22 protein-coding genes are annotated in these 22,595 nt (G+C 71.3%); 13 read left to right on the top strand and 9 right to left on the bottom strand.

Annotation, left to right across the window (positions count from 1 at the left end):
* Positions 1–134 precede the first annotated feature (134 nt).
* Genes mca through AB0J71_RS15130 form a run of 3 tightly spaced genes read left to right on the top strand, consistent with a single transcriptional unit; the run spans position 135 to position 1,509 of the window.
* On the top strand, positions 135–1,019 hold the full coding sequence (gene mca, locus AB0J71_RS15140) for a mycothiol conjugate amidase Mca (protein WP_352323256.1): 885 nt from the start codon (positions 135–137) through the stop codon (positions 1,017–1,019).
* A 34-nt stretch (positions 1,020–1,053) separates the two neighbouring features.
* Positions 1,054–1,215: a hypothetical protein gene (locus AB0J71_RS15135; protein ID WP_352323255.1), complete on the top strand. Its 162-nt coding sequence runs from the start codon at positions 1,054–1,056 to the stop codon at positions 1,213–1,215.
* Complete coding sequence (locus tag AB0J71_RS15130; RefSeq protein WP_352323254.1) at positions 1,216–1,509, top strand: GNAT family N-acetyltransferase; 294 nt, start codon at positions 1,216–1,218, stop codon at positions 1,507–1,509. It begins immediately after the preceding gene.
* On the opposite strand, the gene AB0J71_RS15125 is transcribed toward AB0J71_RS15130, so the two are convergent.
* On the bottom strand, positions 1,495–2,646 hold the full coding sequence (locus tag AB0J71_RS15125) for a hypothetical protein (protein ID WP_352323253.1): 1,152 nt from the start codon (positions 2,644–2,646) through the stop codon (positions 1,495–1,497). The two genes, AB0J71_RS15130 and AB0J71_RS15125, sit on opposite strands and share 15 nt — an antisense overlap.
* Before the next feature lie 95 nt (positions 2,647–2,741).
* On the opposite strand from AB0J71_RS15125, the gene AB0J71_RS15120 reads away from it, so the two are divergent.
* Positions 2,742–4,706: a thioredoxin domain-containing protein gene (locus AB0J71_RS15120; RefSeq protein ID WP_364414553.1), complete on the top strand. Its 1,965-nt coding sequence runs from the start codon at positions 2,742–2,744 to the stop codon at positions 4,704–4,706.
* Here the strand turns inward: AB0J71_RS15120 and AB0J71_RS15115 are convergent.
* Positions 4,692–6,770 carry a transglycosylase domain-containing protein gene (locus AB0J71_RS15115; protein ID WP_364414551.1) on the bottom strand — a complete coding sequence of 693 codons (2,079 nt, stop codon included), beginning with the start codon at positions 6,768–6,770 and terminating at the stop codon, positions 4,692–4,694. The genes AB0J71_RS15120 and AB0J71_RS15115 overlap by 15 nt on opposite strands.
* Before the next feature lie 217 nt (positions 6,771–6,987).
* The gene (locus tag AB0J71_RS15110; RefSeq protein ID WP_352323250.1) at positions 6,988–7,467 is read right to left on the bottom strand and encodes an Lrp/AsnC family transcriptional regulator; all 480 of its coding nucleotides are present in this window, start codon (positions 7,465–7,467) and stop codon (positions 6,988–6,990) included.
* Between the two features lie 103 nt (positions 7,468–7,570).
* Here AB0J71_RS15110 and hppD point away from each other — a divergent pair, with 103 nt between their 5' ends.
* The 4 genes from hppD (at position 7,571) to AB0J71_RS15090 (ending at position 11,536) form a co-directional block, all read left to right on the top strand.
* The gene (gene hppD / locus AB0J71_RS15105; RefSeq protein ID WP_364414549.1) at positions 7,571–8,680 is read left to right on the top strand and encodes a 4-hydroxyphenylpyruvate dioxygenase; all 1,110 of its coding nucleotides are present in this window, start codon (positions 7,571–7,573) and stop codon (positions 8,678–8,680) included.
* 186 nt (positions 8,681–8,866) lie between these two features.
* The gene (locus AB0J71_RS15100; protein ID WP_352326132.1) at positions 8,867–10,273 is read left to right on the top strand and encodes a M1 family metallopeptidase; all 1,407 of its coding nucleotides are present in this window, start codon (positions 8,867–8,869) and stop codon (positions 10,271–10,273) included.
* Between the two features lie 73 nt (positions 10,274–10,346).
* Positions 10,347–10,892 (top strand): RNA polymerase sigma factor, encoded by a 546-nt coding sequence (locus AB0J71_RS15095; protein ID WP_352326131.1) that lies wholly within the window; start codon positions 10,347–10,349, stop codon positions 10,890–10,892.
* Complete coding sequence (locus AB0J71_RS15090; RefSeq protein ID WP_352326129.1) at positions 10,889–11,536, top strand: hypothetical protein; 648 nt, start codon at positions 10,889–10,891, stop codon at positions 11,534–11,536. Before AB0J71_RS15095 ends, AB0J71_RS15090 begins: the two co-directional genes overlap by 4 nt.
* 164 nt (positions 11,537–11,700) lie before the next feature.
* Here AB0J71_RS15090 and AB0J71_RS15085 read toward each other — a convergent pair whose 3' ends face one another.
* Both AB0J71_RS15085 and AB0J71_RS15080 read right to left on the bottom strand, forming a co-directional pair.
* Positions 11,701–12,732, bottom strand: coding sequence for an ROK family protein (locus AB0J71_RS15085; RefSeq protein ID WP_364414547.1), 1,032 nt, complete (start codon positions 12,730–12,732; stop codon positions 11,701–11,703).
* Complete coding sequence (locus AB0J71_RS15080; RefSeq protein ID WP_352326134.1) at positions 12,729–13,910, bottom strand: FIST N-terminal domain-containing protein; 1,182 nt, start codon at positions 13,908–13,910, stop codon at positions 12,729–12,731. Before AB0J71_RS15080 ends, AB0J71_RS15085 begins: the two co-directional genes overlap by 4 nt.
* Positions 13,911–14,082: 172 nt before the next feature.
* Here AB0J71_RS15080 and AB0J71_RS15075 point away from each other — a divergent pair, with 172 nt between their 5' ends.
* The 3 genes from AB0J71_RS15075 (at position 14,083) to AB0J71_RS15065 (ending at position 18,300) form a co-directional block, all read left to right on the top strand.
* Positions 14,083–15,474, top strand: coding sequence for a sigma 54-interacting transcriptional regulator (locus AB0J71_RS15075; protein WP_352326127.1), 1,392 nt, complete (start codon positions 14,083–14,085; stop codon positions 15,472–15,474).
* A 62-nt stretch (positions 15,475–15,536) separates the two neighbouring features.
* A complete protein-coding gene (locus AB0J71_RS15070; RefSeq protein WP_364414545.1) occupies positions 15,537–16,295 on the top strand; it encodes a hypothetical protein in 759 nt (252 codons plus the stop codon).
* A gap of 37 nt (positions 16,296–16,332) precedes the next feature.
* Positions 16,333–18,300 (top strand): hypothetical protein, encoded by a 1,968-nt coding sequence (locus tag AB0J71_RS15065; protein WP_364414657.1) that lies wholly within the window; start codon positions 16,333–16,335, stop codon positions 18,298–18,300.
* A gap of 48 nt (positions 18,301–18,348) precedes the next feature.
* Here the strand turns inward: AB0J71_RS15065 and AB0J71_RS15060 are convergent, their stop codons facing one another.
* The 3 genes from AB0J71_RS15060 to AB0J71_RS15050 form a co-directional block, all read right to left on the bottom strand.
* Complete coding sequence (locus AB0J71_RS15060) at positions 18,349–18,573, bottom strand: hypothetical protein (RefSeq protein WP_364414543.1); 225 nt, start codon at positions 18,571–18,573, stop codon at positions 18,349–18,351.
* A 190-nt stretch (positions 18,574–18,763) separates the two neighbouring features.
* A complete protein-coding gene (locus AB0J71_RS15055; RefSeq protein ID WP_364414541.1) occupies positions 18,764–19,996 on the bottom strand; it encodes a helix-turn-helix transcriptional regulator in 1,233 nt (410 codons plus the stop codon).
* Positions 19,997–20,284: 288 nt separating this feature from the next.
* Positions 20,285–20,707, bottom strand: coding sequence for a DUF6292 family protein (locus AB0J71_RS15050; RefSeq protein ID WP_352326122.1), 423 nt, complete (start codon positions 20,705–20,707; stop codon positions 20,285–20,287).
* Between the two features lie 139 nt (positions 20,708–20,846).
* On the opposite strand from AB0J71_RS15050, the gene AB0J71_RS15045 reads away from it, so the two are divergent.
* Positions 20,847–20,972, top strand: a complete 126-nt coding sequence (locus AB0J71_RS15045) for a hypothetical protein (protein ID WP_352326121.1) — start codon at positions 20,847–20,849, stop codon at positions 20,970–20,972.
* Positions 20,973–20,982: 10 nt separating this feature from the next.
* A complete protein-coding gene (locus tag AB0J71_RS15040) occupies positions 20,983–21,414 on the top strand; it encodes a DUF2269 family protein (RefSeq protein ID WP_364392534.1) in 432 nt (143 codons plus the stop codon).
* On the opposite strand, the gene AB0J71_RS15035 is transcribed toward AB0J71_RS15040, so the two are convergent.
* Positions 21,411–22,550, bottom strand: a complete 1,140-nt coding sequence (locus AB0J71_RS15035; protein WP_352331437.1) for a cystathionine gamma-synthase — start codon at positions 22,548–22,550, stop codon at positions 21,411–21,413. The two genes, AB0J71_RS15040 and AB0J71_RS15035, sit on opposite strands and share 4 nt — an antisense overlap.
* Positions 22,551–22,595 lie beyond the last annotated feature (45 nt).

Below are 22,595 nucleotides of genomic sequence, written 5' to 3'. Positions count from 1 at the left end.
TGCACTCCCTGAGCGTTATCCGAGACAATTGTCGCCCGCGGGGGGCGTGCCCTCGCGACCGCCCAGCAGAAACTAACCTCTCTGGACGAGTGACCGGTCCTCCACCGAGGAGACCCTGTGAGGAGAACGCGCCCGTGAGTGCACCCCTGAGGTTGATGGCAGTCCACGCCCACCCCGACGACGAGTCGAGCAAGGGCGCCGCCACGATGGCGCGTTACGTGCGCGAAGGCGTGGAAGTGCTGGTCTGTACCCTCACGGGCGGTGAGCGGGGTTCCGTGCTCAACCCGAAGATGGACCGGCCCGAGATCGTGGCCAACATCGGCGAGGTGCGCAGGGCCGAGATGGAGCGGGCCCGCGAGATCCTCGGGGTCCAGCAGCGTTTCATGGGCTTTGTCGACTCCGGCCTGCCGGAGAGCGAGGAGGAGGAGCTGCCCGAGGGCTGCTTCGCGCTGCAGAAGCTTGAGGACGCCTCGGCCCCGCTGGTGGCCGCCGTGCGCGAGTTCCGCCCGCACGTGATCATCACGTACGACGACGACGGCGGCTACCCGCACCCCGACCACATCATGACCAACAAGGTCTCCGTCGAGGCGTTCGAGGCGGCCGGCGACCCCGACCGCTACCCCGGCACCGGCGACCCGTGGCAGCCGATGAAGCTCTACTACCAGATGGGCTTCACCAAGGAGCGCTTCGAGGCGCTGCACGAGGCCATGACCGAGCGCGGCCTCGGCTCCCCGTACTCCGACTGGATCTCCCGCTGGGAGGACCGGCCCGCCAAGTGGCCGGTGACGACGCGGGTGCCGTGCGGCGAGTACTTCCAGATCCGCGACGAGGCGCTGCTCGCGCACGCCACCCAGGTCGACCCCGACGGCTTCTGGTTCGTCTGCCCGCGCGAGCTGCAGCAGGAGATCTGGCCGACCGAGGACTACCACCTGGCGCGCTCGCTCGTCGACACCGAGCTGCCCGAGGACGACCTGTTCGCCGGCATCCACGCCGAGGACGTCTCACCCGCCTGCCACTGACCGGACCACGGCATACGGGTGGCAGACTGAAGGTGTGACAGTTCTCGCAGCTGGTGATGTCAGTCCGGGTCTGCTCGGCTTCACCGTCGTCGCCCTCATCGGGCTGGCCCTCTACATCCTCATCAAGTCGATGAACAAGCAGATGTCGAAGATCCAGGTTCCGCACGAGGGCGACACGGACAAGAAGGCCGAATAGATGCCGATCGAAGTTGTCGACAACTCGACGGAGTGCCGCTTCGAGGTCCTCGTCGACGGCAAGGTCGCCGGGTTCGCCGACTATCGACTGCTGCCCACGAAAGTCGTCTTCACGCACACCGAGGTGCTGCCCGCCTACGAGGGCCAGGGCCTGGCGAGCCGGCTGGTGGAGTACGCGCTGCGCACGAGCGTCGACACCGGGCTGCGCATCGTGCCGCTGTGCCCGTACGTGGCCCGCTACATCGAGCGTCACCCCGAGTTCAAGGAGTACAGCGACCCGTCAGTCGCGGGGTGACCAGGCGCGTTCCAGGGCCTTGGGCAGGCCCCACCAGCCGAGCGGGGTCAGCACCTCGTCGGCGTCCACGATGCCCAGGTAGGTCCACAGGCTGACCACCGAGGCGAACAGGCCCTCAGTGGCGTCGAGGTTGTCGTCGTCCTGCTCGCCCGACTCGATGTCGTCGGACTCGGCGATGAGCCTGGCCAGGCGTTCCGGCGAGGCCAGCACCCCGGGGCCCATGCGGGCCAGCGCCGCCACCGCGGCCAGCCAGTCGGCGTGCTGGATCGCGCACAGGTTGGCCAGGGCGGTGTCCTCGTGGCCGAGCTCCCCCTCCAGGTCGGCGAACTCCTCCGGCACGTCGTCGGCCTCCGGCAGGTCGGAGATCGGCCCGGCCACGCCCGCCGCCACCGCCAGCCACAACTCACGGTCGTCGTCCGGCATCGGCCGGTCCTCGAACCCGGCGCAGGCGCGCAGCACGTTCGCGGGGTAGCCGGGCAGGTCCAGCAGCACGCGCAGGCGCGCGGCGGCCAGCTCCAGCTCGACCAGGGGCAGCTCGGGCGCCTTGGGCAGCTCGCCGACGATGCGGCGCAGCTCCGACAGCGCGAACGCCTCCTCCTCGTCGAGGGCGGCGAACAGCTCCTCGTCCTGCTCGTCGCTGACCGCGAAGCCGGGCACCCGGCCGTCGGGCAGCGGCGTGGCCAGCCAGTGCTCCTGGAGCTCCTCGTACGCCCGGCGGGCGGCGTGGTCGCCCTGGGCCAGCGCGTCCGGGTCGATCTCGCCGGAGGCGACGCGCTCCTCCAGGAAGGAGACCATGCGCCCGAACATCTCGGCCGCGACCGGGCCGCGCTCGTCCTCCTCGGGCCAGACGAAGTAGCTGGGCGTCATGAGGATCGGCTCGGTGCCGGTGGACTCGACCCAGCGCTGCACGTCGCCGACGGTGGCCACCCCGGCCTCGATGGAGCTGAGCGTGGCCTTGGCGGAGTCCCAGAACGGCTGCGAGAGCGGGTTGCCCGCCGCCACCATGGCCCGCCGCAGATCGGGCAGCGCCACCAGCGCCACGCCCGAGGGCACGGCCAGCAGCGCGCGGGCGACGTCCCTGCGCGTGACGGCGGCGGGCGGGCGGCCGGCGTGGGCGCAGACGTAGTCGATGTCCACGCCCGTAACCTACGCCGTCCGACCTGCCCGAGTCAGCCGTGGGGGTGGCGGGCCGGCCCCGGCGGCGCGGTTTAGGGTGAGCGGGGGAGGTCCTGATGAACCGGTTGAACGACGCCACGAGCCCTTACCTGCTGCAGCACGCGGGCAATCCCGTCGACTGGCACCCGTGGGGCGAGGAGGCGTTCGCCGAGGCCCGGCGCCGGGACGTGCCGCTGCTGATCAGCGTGGGCTACTCGGCGTGCCACTGGTGCCACGTGATGGCCCACGAGAGCTTCGAGGACGCCGACACGGCCGCCCTCATGAACGAGCACTTCGTCAACGTCAAGGTCGACCGCGAGGAGCGGCCCGACGTCGACGCCGTCTACATGACCGCCACCCAGGCCATGACCCAGCAGGGCGGCTGGCCGATGACGGTGTTCGCCACGCCCGACGGCCATCCGTTCTACTGCGGCACGTACTTCCCGCGGCCCCACTTCCGGCGCCTGCTGGCCGAGATCCACCGGGTGTGGACCGGCGACCGGGAGTCGGTGCTGGCGCAGGGCGCCAAGGTGGTCGAGGCGCTCAACCAGAACACCGCGTTCCCGCGCGGCGGCACGCCGGAGGCGGAGACGCTGGAGCGGGCCGTCGCCAACCTGCGGGAGTCGTTCGACCCGGTCAACGGCGGGTTCGGCGGCGCGCCGAAGTTCCCGCCGTCGATGGTCCTGGAGTTCCTGCTGCGCTCCGGCGAGCGCGAGATGAGCGGCCGGACGCTCGCGGCCATGGCCCGCGGCGGCATCTACGACCAGCTCGGCGGCGGTTTCGCGCGGTACAGCGTCGACGCCGAGTGGGTGGTCCCGCACTTCGAGAAGATGCTCTACGACAACGCCCTGCTGCTGCGGGTGTACACCCACTGGTGGAAGGCGGGCGGCGGCGACCTGGCCCGCCGGGTGGCGCTGGAGACGGCCGGCTGGATGCTGCGCGAGCTGCGCACGCCCGAGGGCGGCTTCGCCTCGGCCCTCGACGCCGACAGCGAGGGCGTGGAGGGCAAGTTCTACGTCTGGACGCCCGAGGAACTGCGCGAGGTCCTGGGCGACGACGACGGGCGCTGGGCCGCCGGGCTGTTCGACGTCACCGGCACGTTCGAGCACGGCACGTCGGTGCTCCAGCTCCCGCGCGACCCCGAGGACCCGGTGCGGTACGCCGGCGTGCGCGGCAGGCTGCTGGCGGCCAGGGAGCTGCGGGTGCGGCCGGGCCGCGACGACAAGGTCGTGGCGTCCTGGAACGGCCTGGCCGTCGCGGCGCTCGCGGAGGCCGGCGTGGTGTTCGAGCGTCCCGACCTGGTCGAGGCCGCCACGGCGGCGGCCGATCTGCTCGCGGACGTGCACACGACCGGCGGGCGGCTGCTGCGCACCTCCCGCGACGGGCGCGCGGGCGCCAACGCGGGCGTGCTGGAGGACTACGCGAACGTGGCCGAGGGCCTGATCTCCCTCTACGGCGTGACGGGCGCGACGAAATGGCTGCGACTGGCCGGGACACTGCTCGACACGGTCCTCGACCGCTTCTCCGACGGCTCAGGCGGCTTCTACGACACCGCTGACGACGCCGAACGGCTGTTCCAGCGTCCACAGGACCCCACCGACAACGCGACGCCCTCCGGCCAGTACGCGGCCGCGGGGGCCCTGCTCTCCTACGGCGCGCTGACCGGCTCGGCCAGGCACCGGGAGGCCGCCGCGGCCGCGCTCGCCACGGTGTCGGTGCTGGCCGACCGGCACGCCAGGTTCGCCGGCTGGGGGCTGGCCGTGGCCCGCGCGGCGCTCGACGGGCCGGTGGAGGTGGCGGTCGTCGGCGACCCCGCCGACCCGCGTACGGCCGCCCTGCACCGGGAGGCGCTGCTGGCCGACGTGCCCGGCCTGGTGGTCGCGCCCGGCGACGGCGAGGCCGGCGGCGAGCCCTTCCCCGCGCTGCTGGAGGGGCGCGGGCCCGTCGACGGCGCGCCGGCCGCCTACGTGTGCAGGGGGTTCGCCTGCCGGCTGCCGGTCACCACGGTGGAGGAGCTGCGGGCCGAGCTAGCCGGTGCCTGACGGCCGGCCCAGGTTGTCGCGCTGGGTGTCGCGCTGGGTGTCGCGGCCCTCGTCCGGGGGGCCCTGAGGCTGGTCGGAGGGGGCCGTGGGCGCGTCCTGGGGGCGTTCGTCCTGGCGGTCGCGGCCGGTCCTGCCGTTGTCGCCGGAGCCGTCGTCGGTGGGCGCCTCGGTGACCGCCGGGTCGCCGAACGGCTGCTGGTCGGTGGGGCCCGAGTCGGGATTGCCCCAGTCGTTCTGGTCGGCGGGCGGCGTCGACTGCTGGTCGCGGACGTCGCGGCCGCGGTCGGGCGGCGAGTAGGAGGACTCGTAGCCGTACTGGGAGGGCTCGGGGAACTCCTCGACCGGCTCGCCGGCCATGGCCTCGGTCATGAACGCCCGCCAGATCTGCGCCGGGAGCTGGCCGCCGAACTGCGTGCCGTAGCCGGGGATGGTGACGGTCTGGTCGTCGCTGCGGAACATGTTCACGGCGACGGCGAGCTGCGGGACGAACCCGTTGAACCAGACGTTCTTGGAGTCGTCGGTGGTGCCGGTCTTGCCGGCGACCGGGCGGTCGTAGAGACGGGCGGCGGTGCCGGTGCCGTACTTGACGACCTGCTGCATCGCGTAGACGGTGTCGGCGGCGGCCTGCTCGCTGACCACCTTCGTGGCGACGGGCTTGACCGTCTTCTTCTCGCCCTTGCCGTCGGTGACCGACTTCACCACGTGGGCCTCCATGTGCACGCCCTTGTTGGCGAAGCTGGAGAAGCCCGAGGCGTTCTGGACGGCGCTGACCGAGGACACGCCGAGCGGGAAGGTGGCGTACGCCTGCTGCCCCTGCAACTGCTCCTTGGGGATGCCCGCGGCCTCGGCGACCTCCGCGACCTTGTCCAGGCCGACCTTCTGGCCGAGGTCGACGAAGGCCGTGTTGACGGAGTTCTGGGTGGCGCTGACCAGGTTGATCTGGCCGTAGGAGCGGCCGCTGTCGTTGGGGATGGGCTTGTCGGCCGAGGCCACGCGCAGCGGCGAGTTGCCGTCGACCCTGGTGGACAGGTCGAAGCCGTTGTCGAGCGCGGCGGCCAGCGTGTACGGCTTGAACGTCGACCCCGCCATGCGCTTGGCCGAGAACGCGTTGTCGTAGTCGCCGACCTGGTCGTGGCGGCCGCCGTAGAAGGCGACGACCTCGCCGGTGGCCGGATCGACGGCGGCCAGCCCGGTGCGCACCTTCTTCGGCGTCGAGTCCGGGAGCACGTCCTTGACCGCCTGCTCGGCCGCCGTCATGAGCTTCTTGTCGAACGTCGTGACGATCTTCAGGCCGCCGCTGTTGATGGTCTCGTCGGAGTAGCCGCGCCGGTTGAGCTCGGCGGTGACCTGGTCGAGCATGTACTGGCCCTGGCCCTTGAGCTCGAACGGCTTCTTGGGCGCCTTCAGCACCGGGAAACGCTCGGCGGCGACCTGCTGGCGCGACAGCGCGCCCGTCTGGCCCATGGCGTTGATCACGGCCTGCCAGCGGGAGCGGGCCGCGTCGAGGTCGGCGCCCTCGGGGTCGGCGAACCGGCTGGGCTGCTGGATGACCGCCGCCAGGTACGCGCCCTCGGCGACCGTGAGCTTGTCGACGTCCTTGCCGAAGTAGGCGCGCGCGGCCGACTGGACGCCGTTGGCGCCGCGGCCGAAGTAGATCGTGTTGAGGTACTGCTCCAGGACCCAGTCCTTCGACTTGGACTGGTCGACCTTCATCGCGATGAGGATCTCTTTGAACTTGCGGGTGACCGAGCGCTCCTGGCTGAGGCCGCTGTAGTAGTTGCGCACGAGCTGCTGGGTGATCGTGGAGCCGCCCTGGAGCTGCTGCCCGGTGACGGTGGACCAGACGGCCCGCGCGGTGCCCTTGAGCGAGACGCCGCCGTCGTTGTAGAACGAGCGGTTCTCGGCGGCGATGACCGCGTCGCGCACGTGCTTGGGCACCTTGGCCAGCTCGACGTTCCTGCGGTCGACGCCCTGCCGCGCGAGGACTGTCTTGCCGTCGCGGTAATAGATCACCGAGCCTTCGGCGGTGGCCGATTTCTGCGTGCTGTCGGGAATGGGAGTCATCGCCCACGCAATGGCGAAAAGACCGGCGAGCACGGCGATTCCGGCGCCGAAAGAGATCAACACTATTCGGAGTACGCGCCGTTTCCGCATGCCTTTTCCACCACCGCCCCGCATCCGAGACCCCCCTCTGAGACACCCTCGCCCAACCCCCGCAAGCTGGGCGAATGTCAAGGGTAAACGATCGATAACGGTGCCTCGTCCCTAAGCGATGGTACGTCTAGCGCCCGCCGCGGCGCGGAACATCGGCGACCAAAGGCAGCACTCGGTAAGGAACCGGGGTGTCGAGTGCGATGATCGAAGAAGTCCTGAGCACCCCCTGAACATCCACGATTTGGTCGATGACCCTTTGCAGATCGGCATTCGTCCGCGCGACCACCCGGCACAGCAGGTCCGCGCCGCCGGTGATGGTGTGCACCTCCAGCACCTCGGGGATGTGGGCCAGCCGGTGGGCGACCGGGTCGTGCCCGGAGACCTGTCTGATCTCCATGGTGACGAACGCCGTCACGTCGTAGCCGAGCGCCACGGGCGACACGTCGGGCCCGAACCCGGTGATCACCCCCCTGGCCACCAGCCGGTCGAGCCTGGCCTGGACGGTGCCGCGGGCGACGCCGAGGCGGCGGGAGCACTCCAGCACGCCCAGCCGGGGCTCGGCGGTCAGCAGCGAGATCAGGCGGGCGTCCAGTTCGTCGATCGTCATGCTGTACAAGTTCTCCGACTCTGACCCGAGATGGGTGGACAGATTGTGCACTCGTTCAAGTAACTGTTGCACAACTCGTCCAGCTAAATCGAGAGTTAGGGGTATGACTGATGTCTTTCCGGTTAACGGCATGGACGCCGTGGTGTTCGCCGTGGGCAACGCCCGGCAGGCCGCCCACTACTACTCGACCGCTTTCGGCATGCGACTGGTGGCCTACCGCGGGCCGGAGAACGGCAGCCGCGACGAGGTCGCCTACGTCCTGACCTCGGGCAGCGCCACCTTCGAGTTCAGGGCCTCGATCCGGCCCGGCACGGACATGGCCAGGCACGTCGCCGAGCACGGCGACGGGGTGATCGACCTGGCCATCCAGGTGCCCGACGTGGAGGCCGGGTACGCCTACGCGGTCGCCCACGGCGCCACGGGCCTGGTGGAGCCGTACACGCTGGAGGACGAGCACGGCAAGGTGATGCTCGCGGCCATCGCCACCTACGGCGAGACCCGGCACACGCTCGTGGACAGGTCCAACTACGGGGGCGCGTACCTGCCCGGTTACGTGCCGGCCGAGCCGCTCGTCGCGCCGCCCGCGACGAAGACCGGACGCCTGTTCCAGGCGGTCGACCACTGCGTCGGCAACGTCGAGCTCGGCAAGATGGACGAGTGGGTGGAGTTCTACCGCAAGGTGATGGGCTTCACGAACATGGCCGAGTTCGTCGGCGACGACATCGCGACCGAGTACTCGGCGCTGATGTCCAAGGTCGTGGCCGACGGCACGCGGAAGGTCAAGTTCCCGCTGAACGAGCCGGCGATCAGCCGCAAGAAGTCGCAGATCGACGAGTACCTGGAGTTCTACGGCGGGCCCGGCGTGCAGCACATCGCCCTGGCCACCAACGACATCCTCACCACCGTCGACCACATGCGCGCGGCGGGCGTGCAGTTCCTCGACACGCCCGACTCCTACTACGACGACCCCGAGCTGCGCGAGCGCATCGGGCAGGTCAGGGCGCCGATCGAGGAGCTGAAGAAGCGCAAGATCCTGGTCGACCGCGACGAGGACGGCTACCTGCTGCAGATCTTCACCCAGCCCGTCCAGGACCGTCCCACGGTCTTCTTCGAGCTGATCGAGCGGCACGGCTCGCTCGGGTTCGGCAAGGGCAACTTCAAGGCCCTGTTCGAGGCGATCGAGCGCGAGCAGGAACGAAGGGGCAACCTTTAGTTTGTCCCGACTTAGTGGTGGTGATCTGGATTTTATGGGACCACCACCACTTTCTGGGCTGAAGAGGCGCCGGCGGCGGGAAGCCGCCGGCGCCTCCGGCTGTTCCCTGTCCACCGTGACGGGTCGTCGGGAGCGCGTGACCCAGCGTAAGATTCCGGTCACGGGCTGAAGGGGGCTGGTTCACCTATGCGGATCAGAAGACGCGGCGCGGCCGTGCTGGTGGCGCTGGTCAGCGTGCTCGCGTGCGCGCCCACCGACGGGTCGCCGCCCCGCCCGGCCGCCGGCCGCCACACGGGCGCGCCGGGCATCGGCGACGCCGACTTCCCCCAGGACGGCAACGGCGGCTACGACGTCGCCCACTACTCGCTGACCGTCGACTACACCCCGGCGACCAAGCGGCTCACCGGCCTGACGAAGATCAGCGCCAAGGCCACCCAAGACCTGTCGAGCTTCAACCTCGACCTCACCGGCCTCGACGTCGCCAAGGTCAGCGTCGACGGCTCGCCCGCGCGCTTCTCCCGCAAGGACGGCGAGCTGACCGTGACCCCCGCCGCGCGGCTGACCGCCGGCTCGCCGTTCACCGCCGAGATCTCCTACTCCGGCAGCCCCACGCCCGCCAAGGACACCGCCAACCTGGGCACGTACGGGTTCATCCCCACCGCCGACGGCGCGTTCGTGGCCTCCGAGCCCAACGGCTCCAAGACCTGGTTCCCCAGCAACGACCACCCGGCCGACAAGGCCACGTTCGACTTCACGGTCACCGTGCCCGCCGGCCTGACCGTCGTGGCCAACGGCGAGCAGAGCGCGTCGCCGTCCACCGCGGGCGGGCGCACCACCTACCGGTGGAGCGAGCGGCACCCGATGGCCACCTATCTCGCCACGGCCACGATCGGCAAGTTCGAGGTGCGGCAGGGCCGTTCGCCGGGCGGCATCCCGACGTACGCGGCCGTCGATCCGAAGTTCAAGACCGGCCTCGACCGCGTCTACAACGTCTCGGGCGAGATCACCGACTACTGGAGCACGGTCTTCGGCCCCTACCCGTTCTCCTCGACCGGCGCCATCGTCGACGACTACTCGGCCGGCTACGCCCTGGAGAACCAGACCAAGCCCCTCTACGGCGGCTTCGACCCCGACGAGGGCATCATCGCCCACGAGCTGGCCCACCAGTGGTTCGGCGACAGCCTGACCATCAAGCGGTGGAAGGACCTGTGGCTCAACGAGGGCTTCGCGACGTACGCGGAGTGGCTGTGGTCGGAGCACCGGGGCAAGAAGACCGCCGACACCATCTTCAAGGACTTCTACAACCGCGGCGCCAAAGACCCGATGTGGTCCTACCCGCCGGGCCGGGCCAAGCCCGCTGACCTGTTCAACGAGTCGGTCTACACCCGCGGCGGCATGGCGCTGCACGCCCTGCGCAAGGCGGTCGGCGACCCGACGTTCTTCAAGCTGCTCAAGACCTGGACCGCCGAACACCGCTACGGCAACGTCACCACGCGGCAGTTCGTCGACCTGTCCGAGCGGCTGTCCGGCAAGGACCTCGACCCGCTCTTCGACGCGTGGCTCTTCCAGCCGCGCCGCCCCACCCTCGCCTGACCTGCGCCGAAACGCTTTCCTTCGCCCGGTCCAAGTACAGGTGTAAGGGCGAACGACGAAGGGAGCGAGGCCAGTGCGCCTCAACGAGGACCCGGCGGCCTTCGAGGCCTTCTACCGCCGTCATGTCGACGTCGTCATGCGGTTCGTGGTCCGGCGGGTGAGCGATCCCCACCTGGCCGCCGACCTGACCGCCGACGTCTTCCTGGCGGCCCTCGACTCGGCCCACACCTACGTGCCAGGCCGGGGCAGCCAGACCGCGTGGTTGTACGGCGTGGCCCGCAACGTGGTGTCGGCCCAGCTCCGCAGGTCGGCCAGGGAAGCGCGGGCGGCCGGCCGGATCGCGGGGCGGCGGCTGATGGACGACGACGACCTCGTCCGGATGGAGGAGCGGATCGACGCCGAGCGCGGCATGCGCGGCGCCCTGGAGGCCATGGCGGGCCTGCCGGAGGGCGAACGCGCGGTGCTGGAGCTCGTGGCGATCGACCAGCTCACCGTCTCCGAGGCGGCCGCCGCCCTCGGCATCAGGCAGGTGACCGCGCGGGTCCGCCTGCACCGGGCCAGACGCGCCCTGGAGAACGTCGCTTCGCCGTCGGCCAGGTACGTGGAGGGACAGGCATGAACACTTTCGAGGAGCGGTTGCTCGGCGCGCTCAAGGCGGAGATGGCGGCCGGGACGCAGCCCGTCACGGCTCCGGTCGTCCGGCGGCCGCGGCGCAGGGTCGTGGGGCTCGCCGCCGCGGCCGCGGGGGTCGCCGTGGTCGCCGCGGTGACGGCCACCGGCCTGTTCGGCGGCGGCCCCGCGTACGCGGTGACCGGCACGGCCGACGGCGGGGTGGCCGTGGAGATCAACGCCTTCCGGGACCCCGGCGGGCTGGCCGACGAGCTGGCGGCGGCGGGGGTCAAGGCGGTGGTGGACTACCTGCCGTACGGCCGGACCTGCAAGGAGCCGCGCGGCCGGAACGGGGGCGGCGAGGGGCGTTTCGAGGCGAGCATCGGCAGGAGCGGGGAGGGCATCTCGTTCCGGATCGCGAAGGGGCAGGTCCCGGCGGGGCAGACCCTGGTGCTGGCGGTCACCCTGGACAGGAGCGGGCCCGAGGCGCCTCCGGTGTCCACCTCGTTGCAGATCGTCCAGGGCGCGGTGGCCCGGTGCGAACCGGTCGCGATGCCCGTCCCGCCGGCGGGCGACCGGAACGACGACCGTTCCGGCACCCGTACGGGCACGGGCGACGACGAGGGTTTCAGCGAGCACACCCAGCAGGGCTGACCTCCGGCGGGGGCGGCCCGGACAGGACCCGGGCGGGTCGCGGCCTGCGCACCCTCGGCTCGCGCCCGCCCGGCGCCCCTCCCGCGAGGTCCGTCGCGACAATCGGCAACGGGGGCCGTCGCGACAGTCGGTCGCGAGGGCCGTTGCGACAGTCGGTCGCGGGGTCAGTCGCGGGTGGAGGGCCAGTAGGCGCCGCCGGCCAGGAGGAGGGCGGCGGCGCCCACCAGGCCGGCCTCCTGGCCGAGGGCGGCGGGCACGACCTTGACGCGGCGGGCGAAGCCCATGCGGGCGTGGTCCCGCAGCGCCTCCTCCAGGGGGTCGAACAGGGGGTCGCCGGCCTGCGACAGGCCGCCGCCGATCGTCACCAGGTCCAGGTCGCACAGGTGGGTGGCGGAGGCGATCGCGATCCCGAGCGCCCGTCCGGCCCGCCGCATCGCCAGCACCGCCACGGGGTCCCCGGCGAGCGCGTCGGCCGCCAGCGCCCGCCCGGTGACCGCCCGATCCTCCCGGTACGCCTCCCCACCCTCAGACGCCTCCCCACCCTCAGACGCCTCCCCACCCTCAGACGCCTCCCCGCCCTCCGACGCCGCCAAGGGCTCCGGGCCGGCGCTGGGGGTCCAGCCGTGGGTGAGGGCCCAGGTGGTGAGGGCGGGGCCGCGGGCGACCGCTTCCAGGCAGCCGTGGCCGCCGCAGCCGCAGCGGGGGCCGCCGTCCGGTTCGACCACGACGTGCCCGATGTGGCCGGCGTTGCCCGTGCCGCCGTTGACCAGGCGTCCGCCCAGGATCAGGCCGCCGCCGACGCCGGTGGAGACCACCATGCCCAGCATGTCGGCGCTGCCCCGGCCGGCGCCCTGCCAGTGTTCGGCGATGGCCAGGCAGATGGCGTCGTTGTGGAGGCGTACCGGTAAGCCGGGGAACCGGCCGGCCAGCCGGGCGCGCAGCGGGAAGCCGCGCCAGCCGGGGATGTTGAGCGGCGAGACCTCGCCGTCGGGCCAGGTCATCGGCCCGCCGCAGCCCACGCCCACCCCTTCGGCGCGGGCCGACAAGGGGTCGATGAGGGTGGTGAGGGTGCGCCACAGCGTCTCGGCGTCGGCGTTCTGGGGGGTGGCGGCGCGGCGGGAGGTGATCACGGTGCCGTCAGGGGCCACCAGCCCGGCGGCCATCTTGGTGCCGCCGACGTCGATCGCCAGGATCACGACAGCTCCGGCTCCGCGGCGCTGGAGAAGACCAGCACGGAGGCCGTGAGCCCGTGCACGTGGTTGTGGCCGCCGACCGGCCCGACCTCGCCCGCGGCGAAGAAGCCCGCGACGCCGATCGGTCCCAGCGTGTCGCGCAGGGCGACCGGGTCGTGGTCGGCGGTGCCGAACATCGCCGAGCCCCGGCCGTTGCACGAGAACAGCAGCGCGCCGTCGACCTTGCCGAGCTCCTCGCGGTGGGCGTCGAGCAGGTCGTACAGGTCCTCGTCGGCGGTGGCCGCGTCCCTGACCTGGAAGCGCACGGTACGGCCGATCTCCACGATGTCCCCGATGGCCACGGCCTCGCGTTCGGGGTCGATGCCGATGACGCCTCGGATGAGGAAGTCGCCGCGTTCGTGGCGTTCGGCGTACTCGTCCATGGCCACGCCGATCTGCAGGCCGGCGGCGACCAGTTCGCGGTCGTCCTCGTCGAGCTCGCTGACGATGTCCTCCAGCCGGGCCAGCGCGGGCTGACCGGCCAGTTCGAGCAGCAGGTTCTCCTCCGAGGCCGTGACCACCATGCTGGGGCCGATCGGGCGGCAGCCCTGGCTGACCACCGTACTGATCTTGACCGGCCCGCTGAGCAGGACGCCGATCGCGCCCTCGGTGTAGATCTTGCCGTCCGCGAACAGCCGTACGGACCCCCTGCCCTGCAGCCCGTTGGCCAGGCCGCCGATCAGCGGCAGGTCGCCGAGCACGTCGACCGAACGCTCCACGAACGCGTCGGTCGGGAAGGTGTACGGGTCGGCCAGCAGGATCGCCACGTGGTCGTCGCCGGTGCGCTCGGGCAGCCCGACGACCACGAACCGGTCCTCGGCCGCCAGCGTCTCCAGGGCGAACGTGGTGAGCCCGGCCCCCTCCAGGGTGGCCGCCCACGCGCTCACCGCGGGCGTCAGCTCGACCCCCTGCCCGTCGCCGATCACCCCGGTGGCGCTGCATCCGATCACGTGCGCCTCGGGCGCCAGCTTCATCGCGGCCTGGCCGGCTCTGGCGACGTCCTCGGGGTCCTCGCCGCAGATGAAGAAGCAGACCAGGTCGGCTTGGCCGCTGAGCCTCGACAGTGCCTGACCGACGGCGCTCTCCGCGGCCTCCACCAGGTCGGAACCCACGGCGAGGCCGTCGGCGAAGCGGCTTGTCATCAAGGCCACGCGTCTCGCCTCCCTCGACATGTGTATGTTCCCTAGGCCCGATTCTCCCCCCTAAAGGGACAAGCACGCGTACGAACCGTCACGCAATAGGTCAAGATCCGAAATCTCCGCCAGATGCGAAACTCTCTGCCGCATTTCTCGCGGGGGACGTAGTCTCGATCCCGTGCATCAGCCACGTATTCTCCGCGAGTTGCGGGAGAGCGGCCACGTTCATCGCAGCGTCAAGGCCGAGGTCCGGGAAAACCTGCTGGCCAGGCTGCGGGCCGGCGAGCCCCGGTTCCCCGGCATAGTGGGCTTCGACGACTCCGTCCTGCCACACCTGGAGCGGGCGCTGCTCGCCGGGCACGACCTGGTCCTGCTCGGTGAGCGAGGGCAGGGCAAGACGCGGCTCATCCGCACGATCACCGGCCTGCTCGACGAGTGGACCCCGGTGGTCGAGGGCTGCGAGATCAACGACCATCCGTACGCACCCGCCTGCACGCGCTGCAAGACCCTGGCGCGCGAGCTGGGCGACGAGCTGCCGGTGGCGTGGAAGCACCGCGACGAGCGTTACGGCGAGAAGCTCGCCACTCCCGACACCTCCGTCGGCGACCTCATCGGCGACGTCGACCCCATCAAGATCGCAGAGGGGCGCACCCTCGGCGACCCCGAGACCGTCCACTACGGCCTGGTCCCCCGCACCAACCGCGGCGTGTTCTCCGTCAACGAGCTGCCCGACCTGGCCGAGCGCATCCAGGTCTCGCTGCTCAACGTGCTGGAGGAGCGCGACATCCAGGTGCGCGGCTACAACCTGCGCCTGCCCCTCGACATCCTGCTCATCGCCAGCGCCAACCCCGAGGACTACACCAACAGGGGTCGCATCATCACGCCGCTGAAGGACCGCTTCGGCGCCGAGATCCGCACCCACTACCCGCTCACCGTCGAGGACGAGCTCACCCTCATCCGCCAGGAGTCGGTGCCCGACATCGGGGCCGACGTGCCCGAGCACCTGATCGAGGTGATCGCCAGGTTCACCCGGCTGGTCCGCGAGTCCACGGCCGTCGACGCCCGGTCCGGCGTCTCGGCGCGCTTCTCGATCGCCGCCGCCGAGACCGCCGCGGCCTCCGCCGTGCGCAGGTCGGCGATCAAGGGCGAGGACCAGGCCGTCACGCGCGTCTGCGACCTGGCCTGCGTCGTCCACAGCCTGCGCGGCAAGGTGGAGTTCGAGGTCAGCGAGGAGGGCAGGGAGACCGAGATCCTGGCCCACCTGCTGCGCCGGGCCACGGCCGAGACGTTCAGGAACAGGCTGGGCGGCATGGACCTGGCCCCGGTGACCGACAAGTTCGCCGAGGGCAACCAGGTGGAGTCCGGCGACATGGTGGCCGCGGCCGAGCTGCTGCACCGGATCGGGCCGGTCAGCGGCCTGGCCAAGATCATGTCCAGGCTCGGCATGGGCGCCGGCGAGGAGTCCCCGGGGCACGCCGCGGCGGCCCTGGAGTTCGCGCTGGAAGGTCTCTACCTGATGCGGCGGCTGTCAAAGGAAGACCTCGACGGGGTCACGATCTACAGGACGTGAACAAACGGGCGGTTTCCCGCGTCGTAGTGTTTGGTTGATCACGACTCCGGGGGGAACCGCCCATGCGCCTGCTCATCCATGCCACCGCCGTCGGCCTCGTCCTGAGCGGCCTCGCGCTGCCCGCGCAGGCGGCCTCCACGAGGGCAGCCGCCAAGACCGCCTACGGCTATGCCTGGGCCGACGGCAAGGGCAGCCTGCGGATCGTGCCCATGAAGCCGGCCAAGGTGCGGCGCGGCGGCAACGTGCTCTACAAGCTGACCGCGATCCCGGGGGCCGCGGAGCTCAAGCTCGACTACACCCGCGCCGCCTACAGCCGGGTGACGACGGCCTGCGACCTGAAGGAGACCGAGGGCCGCGTCGCGCTGGACCGCGACGGCCTGGGCCGTACGTCGTGCAAGCCCGCCCAGCTCACCGTCGGGCTCCGGGAGGGCGCGGTCCCGCTGCGCGTGGAGTACGAGGGCGGCAGAGCCGTCAAGGCTCAGGAGTTCCTGCTGAACGCCTGGCCGGAGCCGGTCACCGCGCGCGGCACGGTCAAGCGCGTCGACGACGCGACGGTCCTGTTCAGCACCGGCGGCAAGCAGCTCAAGCTGGGTTACACGTACCTGACGTCCTTCTACCGGGCCACCGCCCGCTGCGGCGACCGCTGGGTGTCCGGGAAGCCGGCCGGCGTCGACAAGCGCGGGCTCGGCACGCTGCCCTGCGAGTCGGCCGATCTGACCACGGCCCTCAAGGGGGCCGGGCGCGCGGTGCAGGTGCAGGTGAGCTATACGCCCGACGCGAACAGCGCGGTCGAGGTGTGGGAAGTGGCCAGGCGTCCGTAGACGGGCGGGGGCGGGTTGGGGTTAGCGTGGAAGCGTGATGGCCTTCCGCTACGGCGAATACCACGACGGCCCCGACCCCCTGGCCCCTCCTTACGACGTACGCGCGGCCCTCGACGAGATGGGCGACGCGATCCTGTCCGGCTCGACGCCGGTCCACGCGCTGCGCGACCTGCTCAAGCGCGGGCTGCCCGGCAGCCAGGACCGGCGGGGGCTCGACGACATGCTCAAGGAGGTCCGCAGGCGGCGCAGGGACCTGCGCGAGCGCGGGCGGCTCGACGGCACCCTCGAACGCGCGCGGGCATTGCTGGACAAGGCGATCGGGCAGGAGCGGGCCGAGCTGTTCCCCGACCCGTCCGACGACGCGCGGCTGCGCGAGGCCGGGCTCGACGGGCTGCCCGAGGACACCGCGAGCGCCATCCAGGAGCTGAGCTCGTACGAGTGGCGTTCGGCGGCGGCCCGCCAGACGTTCGAGGAGCTGCGCGACCTGCTTCGGCGCGAGGTGCTCGACAGCCAGTTCAGAGGGCTGCGCGACGCGCTGGCCAACCCCGACCCCGAGGCCATGGCCCGCGTCCGGCAGATGATGTCCGATCTGAACGACATGCTGGACAGGGACACCCGGGGCGAGCACACCCCAGAAGACTTTGACGCCTTTATGGCGAAATATGGCGATTTGTTCCCAGAAACGCCCCGAAACCTTGAGGAGCTCGTCGACATCCTGGCCCGGCGGGCCGCCGCCACCCAGCGCATGCTGGCCTCGATGACCCCCCGCCAGCGCGAGGAGCTGTCCGGCCTCATCAACCAGACCCTCGACCAGGCCGGCCTGTCCGACCAGATGCGCCGCCTCGGCGAGGCCCTGCACGCCCGCCGTCCCGACCTGGCCTGGAACGCCCCCGAGCGCCTGACCGGCGAGGAGCCCCTGGCCATGGGCGACGCCGTCACCGCGCTGGAGGAGCTGGCCGACCTCACCCAGCTGGAGACCGCTCTGCGCCAGGACTACCCGGGCGCGCGGCTCGACGACATCGACGAGGCCGCCGTACGCCGCGCGCTGGGCCGGGCGGCGGTCGACGACCTGGAGGCGCTCAAGCGCATCGAACGTGAGCTGGAGGAGCAGGGCTATCTGCTGCGCCGCCGCGGCAAGCTGGAGCTGACCCCGAAGGCGGTCCGGCGGCTCGGCGAGACCGCGCTGCGGCGCGTGTTCTCCTCCCTCGACGCGGGCCGGCGCGGCGACCACGACCAGCACGACGCGGGCTCGGCCGGCGAGCTGACCGGCTCCACCCGGCCGTGGCGCTTCGGCGACGAGCAGCCGATCGACGTCGTCCGCACGCTGGTCAACGGCGTGCGCAGCGGCGGCGTGGCCACCGCCCCGCAGGACGGGCGGGCCCGGGTGCGGCTGTCCGTCGACGACTTCGAGGTCTCCGAGACCGAGCGCCGCAGCGCGGCGGCGGTGTGCCTGCTGGTCGACCTGTCCTACTCGATGGCCCTGCGCGGCACGTGGGCCGCGGCCAAGCAGACGGCGCTGGCCCTCCAGGCGCTGGTGGCCTCCAAGTTCCCGCAGGACGCCGTGCAGATCATCGGCTTCTCCAACTACGCCAGGGTCCTGCAGCCCGACGAGCTGGCCGGCCTCGACTGGGACATGGTCCAGGGCACCAACCTCCACCACGCCCTCCTGATCGCCGGCCGCCACCTCGACCGCCACCCCGACTTCGAGCCGGTGGTGCTGGTGGTCACCGACGGCGAGCCGACCGCCCACCTCATGCGCAACGGCAGATCGGCCTTCGAGTGGCCGCCGTCGCACGAGACGCTGGAGCTGACGCTGGCCGAGGTGGACAAGATGACGCGGCGGCGGGCCACGATCAACGTCTTCATGCTGGCGGCCGACGACCGGCTGAAGGAGTTCGTGGACGAGGTGGCCCGCAGGAACGGCGGCCGGGTGTTCTCACCGAGCGCCGACCGGCTCGGCGAATACGTCGTCAGCGACTTCCTCCGCCTCCGCCGCTCCCGCTGACCGGAGGGAGCGCCTTCGCTCATCGGCATTCCTCCGGAGCCGGGACGCTCACTTCGCCCTACGGCTGAACGCCGGGTGACGACGAGCGGCCGTCGTCTCGATCCTGCTCTCCTCGGCCAGGTTCCCGGCCAGCTCGTCCAGCGTCGCCCCACAGCGGACGTTGGACAGCACGCTTCCGCGGGGAACCGGGCTCCGGCGGACGGCCACCCAGCCTCCGGTCACGTCATGGATGTGCCAGCCAGGGTTGCCGGCCCGCACCAGCTGCGCGCTCACGGCCACGGTCCCGCCACCGCTGAACGGCCCGTGGCCCAGGCGGACAGCCGCACCGGCACGCGGCCCTGGGACGTCGGACGGGCTCTCAAGCGCCCCGGTTGCCCGGGGTTCGGTACGTCGGCATGTCGCGGCACGTGACCGAAACTACGGACGTCGCCGGAAGGAAAGTCACACGCTGTGTGCGACTTCTCTAGGGGGTGGTCCGCCGGATGCGTCGCGCCAGCGACCGCAGGGGCTCCGGAACGCGCGTATGCGCTCGCAGCAGGCCGGTGACCGTCTCGCGGGCCATCGGGTGGTACGCCGTGTGCTGCGGGGACAGCCGCTCCGCGCGCCTGAGCGAGTCGAGGGCACGATCCGGCCGGCCGGCCATGAGCTGGAGCCGGGCGAGATCGATGTAGTGGTGCGAAGACCTCTCGGGCGGGAGGGATCGGGGCGGCGTGAAGCCCTCGTTCCGCCGCAGCGCCTCGTCGGGGTCCTCCAGCTCGATGGCGGCCGCTATCTCGTGGATGCGCACGTTGCCGGGCCCGAAGGCGAGGCCGTGGTGGTTGGTGTCGCGGCCGATGCGCGAGGCGTACTCACGCGCCGCCGCCAGGTGTTCCCACGCGTCCGTCGCTCGTGGGCGCAGCCGGGCGGACAGGATGGCGGACCTCAGGTGCATCGAGCCCAGGACGGCCAGCCCCGGTTCGCTGTCCGAGACCAGGTGGTCGAACTCCTGGTGGGCGCGTTCGAGGAAGGTGAGTCCCGCGCGGTAGGCCGCCGAGCCGAAGAACACCTGGGCCCGCTCCTCGGCGACATAGGCGAGCAGTTCCGGCTCGCCGGTCTCGCGCGCGGCCTGCGCCGCACGATCCACGGCGACGGAGACGAGATCGACGTATCCCAGACGGTAGGCGACCGACTTGGCCGCCACGAAGGCGTACATCATCATCTCGGCCACGGTCCGGCGCGTCGTGCCCTCGCTGCCGTGCAGGACGGCGGACAGTTCCTCGATCAGGCCCGGTAGCACCCCGCCGAGTTCGGTGTAGTCGATCCTGTCGAGCAGGACGCCGACCCGGCGAACGTCATCGGCCATCGCGTCGAGCGCTCTGGGCTCCACCGCGAGCTCAGGCGGGACGTCCCAGTGGTTGAGCGCGATGCGGACGGCGGGAATGCCGGCGTGCGCCCGGTCGGCCGGTGCGGTGGAGCCCCGGTAGGGCTGTCCGGTGAGTTCGGTGACGCCGATGCGCAACGCCCTGGCCACGGCGGCGATGAACCAGGGGGTCGCGGGCTTGCTTCCGCGCTCGACCTGGGAGACCAGGCTCTTGGAGCAGGGCACGAGCAGGGCCAGGCCGTCCTGTGTCAACCCGGCCAGCTTCCTGGCTTCGGCGATCCGGGGGCCGATGCCGCCGTCGTCCAGGATCAGGATGTTCGTACCGGCGGAGCTCATGGGAGTCCCCTTCCCGGGAAGCCGGCTGCTGCCTTCTGGCTCAGGGTAAGAGGTGGCCGTTCGGGAGAGAGCCGGTTCGGCGGGACGATGCGCCGGAACATGCGGGGCCGTCACACGTCGTGCCCGGCGGGATGGGCGGGGGTACCGGCGGGCGGCAGCCACCGGCGAGGGGGTTCGGGGGAGCTCGGCTCCCCCGAGGAAGCAGAGCCTGGAGCCTTCGGCGCACAGCGCCCCAGGGCGAAGGCCTTTGGGACTTTGGGGCCTCGTGGCCCTTGCCTTTGGGGTTTGTCAGGCTTCGATCAGGCGGGCGTAGAAGTCGAGGGCCACGTCGAACCCGTCGCGGCAGTTGCGGTGCGACCGGTAACAGGGCCGCCACGCCGAGCTGGCCCCCACCCCCGCCCGCGCGTCGACAAGAGCCGACGGCACGCGCTCCGGCCGGGGCAGCAGCCCATGGCCCAGGTAGCGGACGCCGGTCAGCTCGGTGTGCGTGCCCGCCCCGCCGGAGACGAAGCGGCCGAGCCGCCAGCCGCTCTCCTCGTCCCATACCAGCGCGTGGCCGTCGGTCAGCCTGACCGTGGCGTGACGCGGATCGCAGGGGCCTTCCCACCAGTCGGCCACCTCGGCTCCGAGCAGGTCGACGACGCGCTCCACATAGCCCACCGGCTGCTGCAGCCACTCGTCGGTGTACGGCTCGACATGCCTGATGGCCACGGACGGCACCCCCTTGTGCCCTGAAGGTAAGAAAAAAGCGACGGTGACCAACCATACCCGTGGCGAACTTATTCCGTTGCACGTCCGTCTAGTCATTACGGACGATATTTACGTGGGACACGGGGAAGGAGGAGAGCCCATGATTGCCACGATCCTGCTGATCACCCTGATGGCCGTAGCGGTGGCGGCCACGGAGCTCATCATGCGTTGCTCCTCGCAGGTTAAAGAGAGTGTCGAGCCGCCGACCGAGATCGTCGGGGACTAGTCTCAGGCGCATGTCCCTGCTTCTCTGGCTGCACATCGGCTTCGCCATCTTCACGATCGGCCCGCTGACCGCCGCGACGATGGCGGCTCCGCGGGCCATCCGCACCAACAACGTGCCCGTCCTGCGGAACATCCAGCGCACCACGAGGATCTACAGCCTGGCCAGCCTGGGTGTGCTGGTGTTCGGCGTGGCCCTGGGCGTCGTCGTCGGGAACGGCGTGCTCGGCCTGTGGTACATGACGGCGTCGATGACGCTGTTCATCGTGGCGATCGTGTTGCTGGTCATCATCGACCGCGACCTGCGCACCGCCCTCCGCGCGCTCGAGAGCGAGAACGCGGAGGACGACGCGAAGGTGCAGACCGGACGGGTCGCGGCGATCAGCGGCCTGCTGGCCGTGATCTGGCTGGTGATCCTCTTCCTGATGGTCGTCCCGACGCCTTAGCCGAGGGCCTGGGTGAGGTCGGCGAGCAGGTCGTCGACCGTCTCGATGCCGACCGACAGGCGCACCAGGTCGTTCGGCACCTCCAGGGGCGAGCCCGCCGCGGAGGCGTGCGTCATCCGGCCCGGGTGCTCGATGAGCGACTCGACGCCGCCCAGCGACTCGCCGAGCGTGAACAGCTTGGCCCGGTTGCACACCTCCACGGCCTCGGCCTCGCCGCCCGCCACGCGGAAGGACACCATGCCGCCGAAGCGCCGCATCTGCTTGGCGGCGACCTCGTGGCCGGAGTGCTCGGCCAGGCCCGGGTAGAGCACCTGGGTCACGCGCGGGTGCGCGAGCAGCAGGTCGACGACGCGCTCGGCGTTGTCGCAGTGGCGGTCCATGCGCACGCCGAGGGTCTTGAGCCCGCGCAGCGTCAGCCAGGCGTCGAACGGGCCGGCCACCGCGCCCATCGCGTTCTGGTGGTAGGTCAGCTCGTCGCCGAGGCCCTTGTCCCGCGCGATCAGCGCGCCGCCCACCACGTCGGAGTGGCCGCCGACGTACTTGGTGGTGGAGTGGACGACCACGTCGGCCCCGAGCGCCAGGGGCTGCTGCAGGTACGGCGAGGCGAAGGTGTTGTCCACGACCAGCAGCGCGCCGTTCTCGTGGGCCAGCTGCGCCAGGGCGGCGATGTCGGCGATGCCGAGCAGCGGGTTGGTGGGCGTCTCGACCCACACGATCTTCGTCTTCTGCGTCATGGCCGCCGCCACCGCGTCGAGGTCGTGCAGCGGGACCGGGTCGTAGTGCAGGCCCCAGCGCTCGTGCACCTTGGCGAACAGCCGGTACGTGCCCCCGTACGCGTCGTTGGGGATGATCACGTGATCCTGCGGCCGGCACACCGTGCGCAGCAGGGTGTCCTCGGCGGCCAGGCCCGAGGCGAACGCCAGCCCGCGCGCGCCGCCCTCCACGGCGGCCAGCGCCTCTTCCAGCGCCGTCCTCGTGGGGTTGGCCGAGCGGCTGTACTCATATCCCGAACGCAGGCCGCCCACGCCGTCCTGCTTGTAGGTGGACGTGGCGTAGATCGGCGGCACGACCGCGCCGGTCAGCGGGTCGGGCTCCTGACCTGCGTGGATCGCCAGGGTCTCAAAACCGTTGGTCATAGGCCCCACGTTAACGGAAAGCGGCCCGCGATCCGTTCCCCAGCG

The sequence above is a fragment of the Nonomuraea sp. NPDC049637 genome, from assembly GCF_040675235.1.
In the GTDB taxonomy this organism is placed as follows: domain Bacteria; phylum Actinomycetota; class Actinomycetes; order Streptosporangiales; family Streptosporangiaceae; genus Nonomuraea.
Note: the sequence above shows the minus strand (reverse complement) of the source record. Positions and strands in the feature narration are given on the sequence as shown.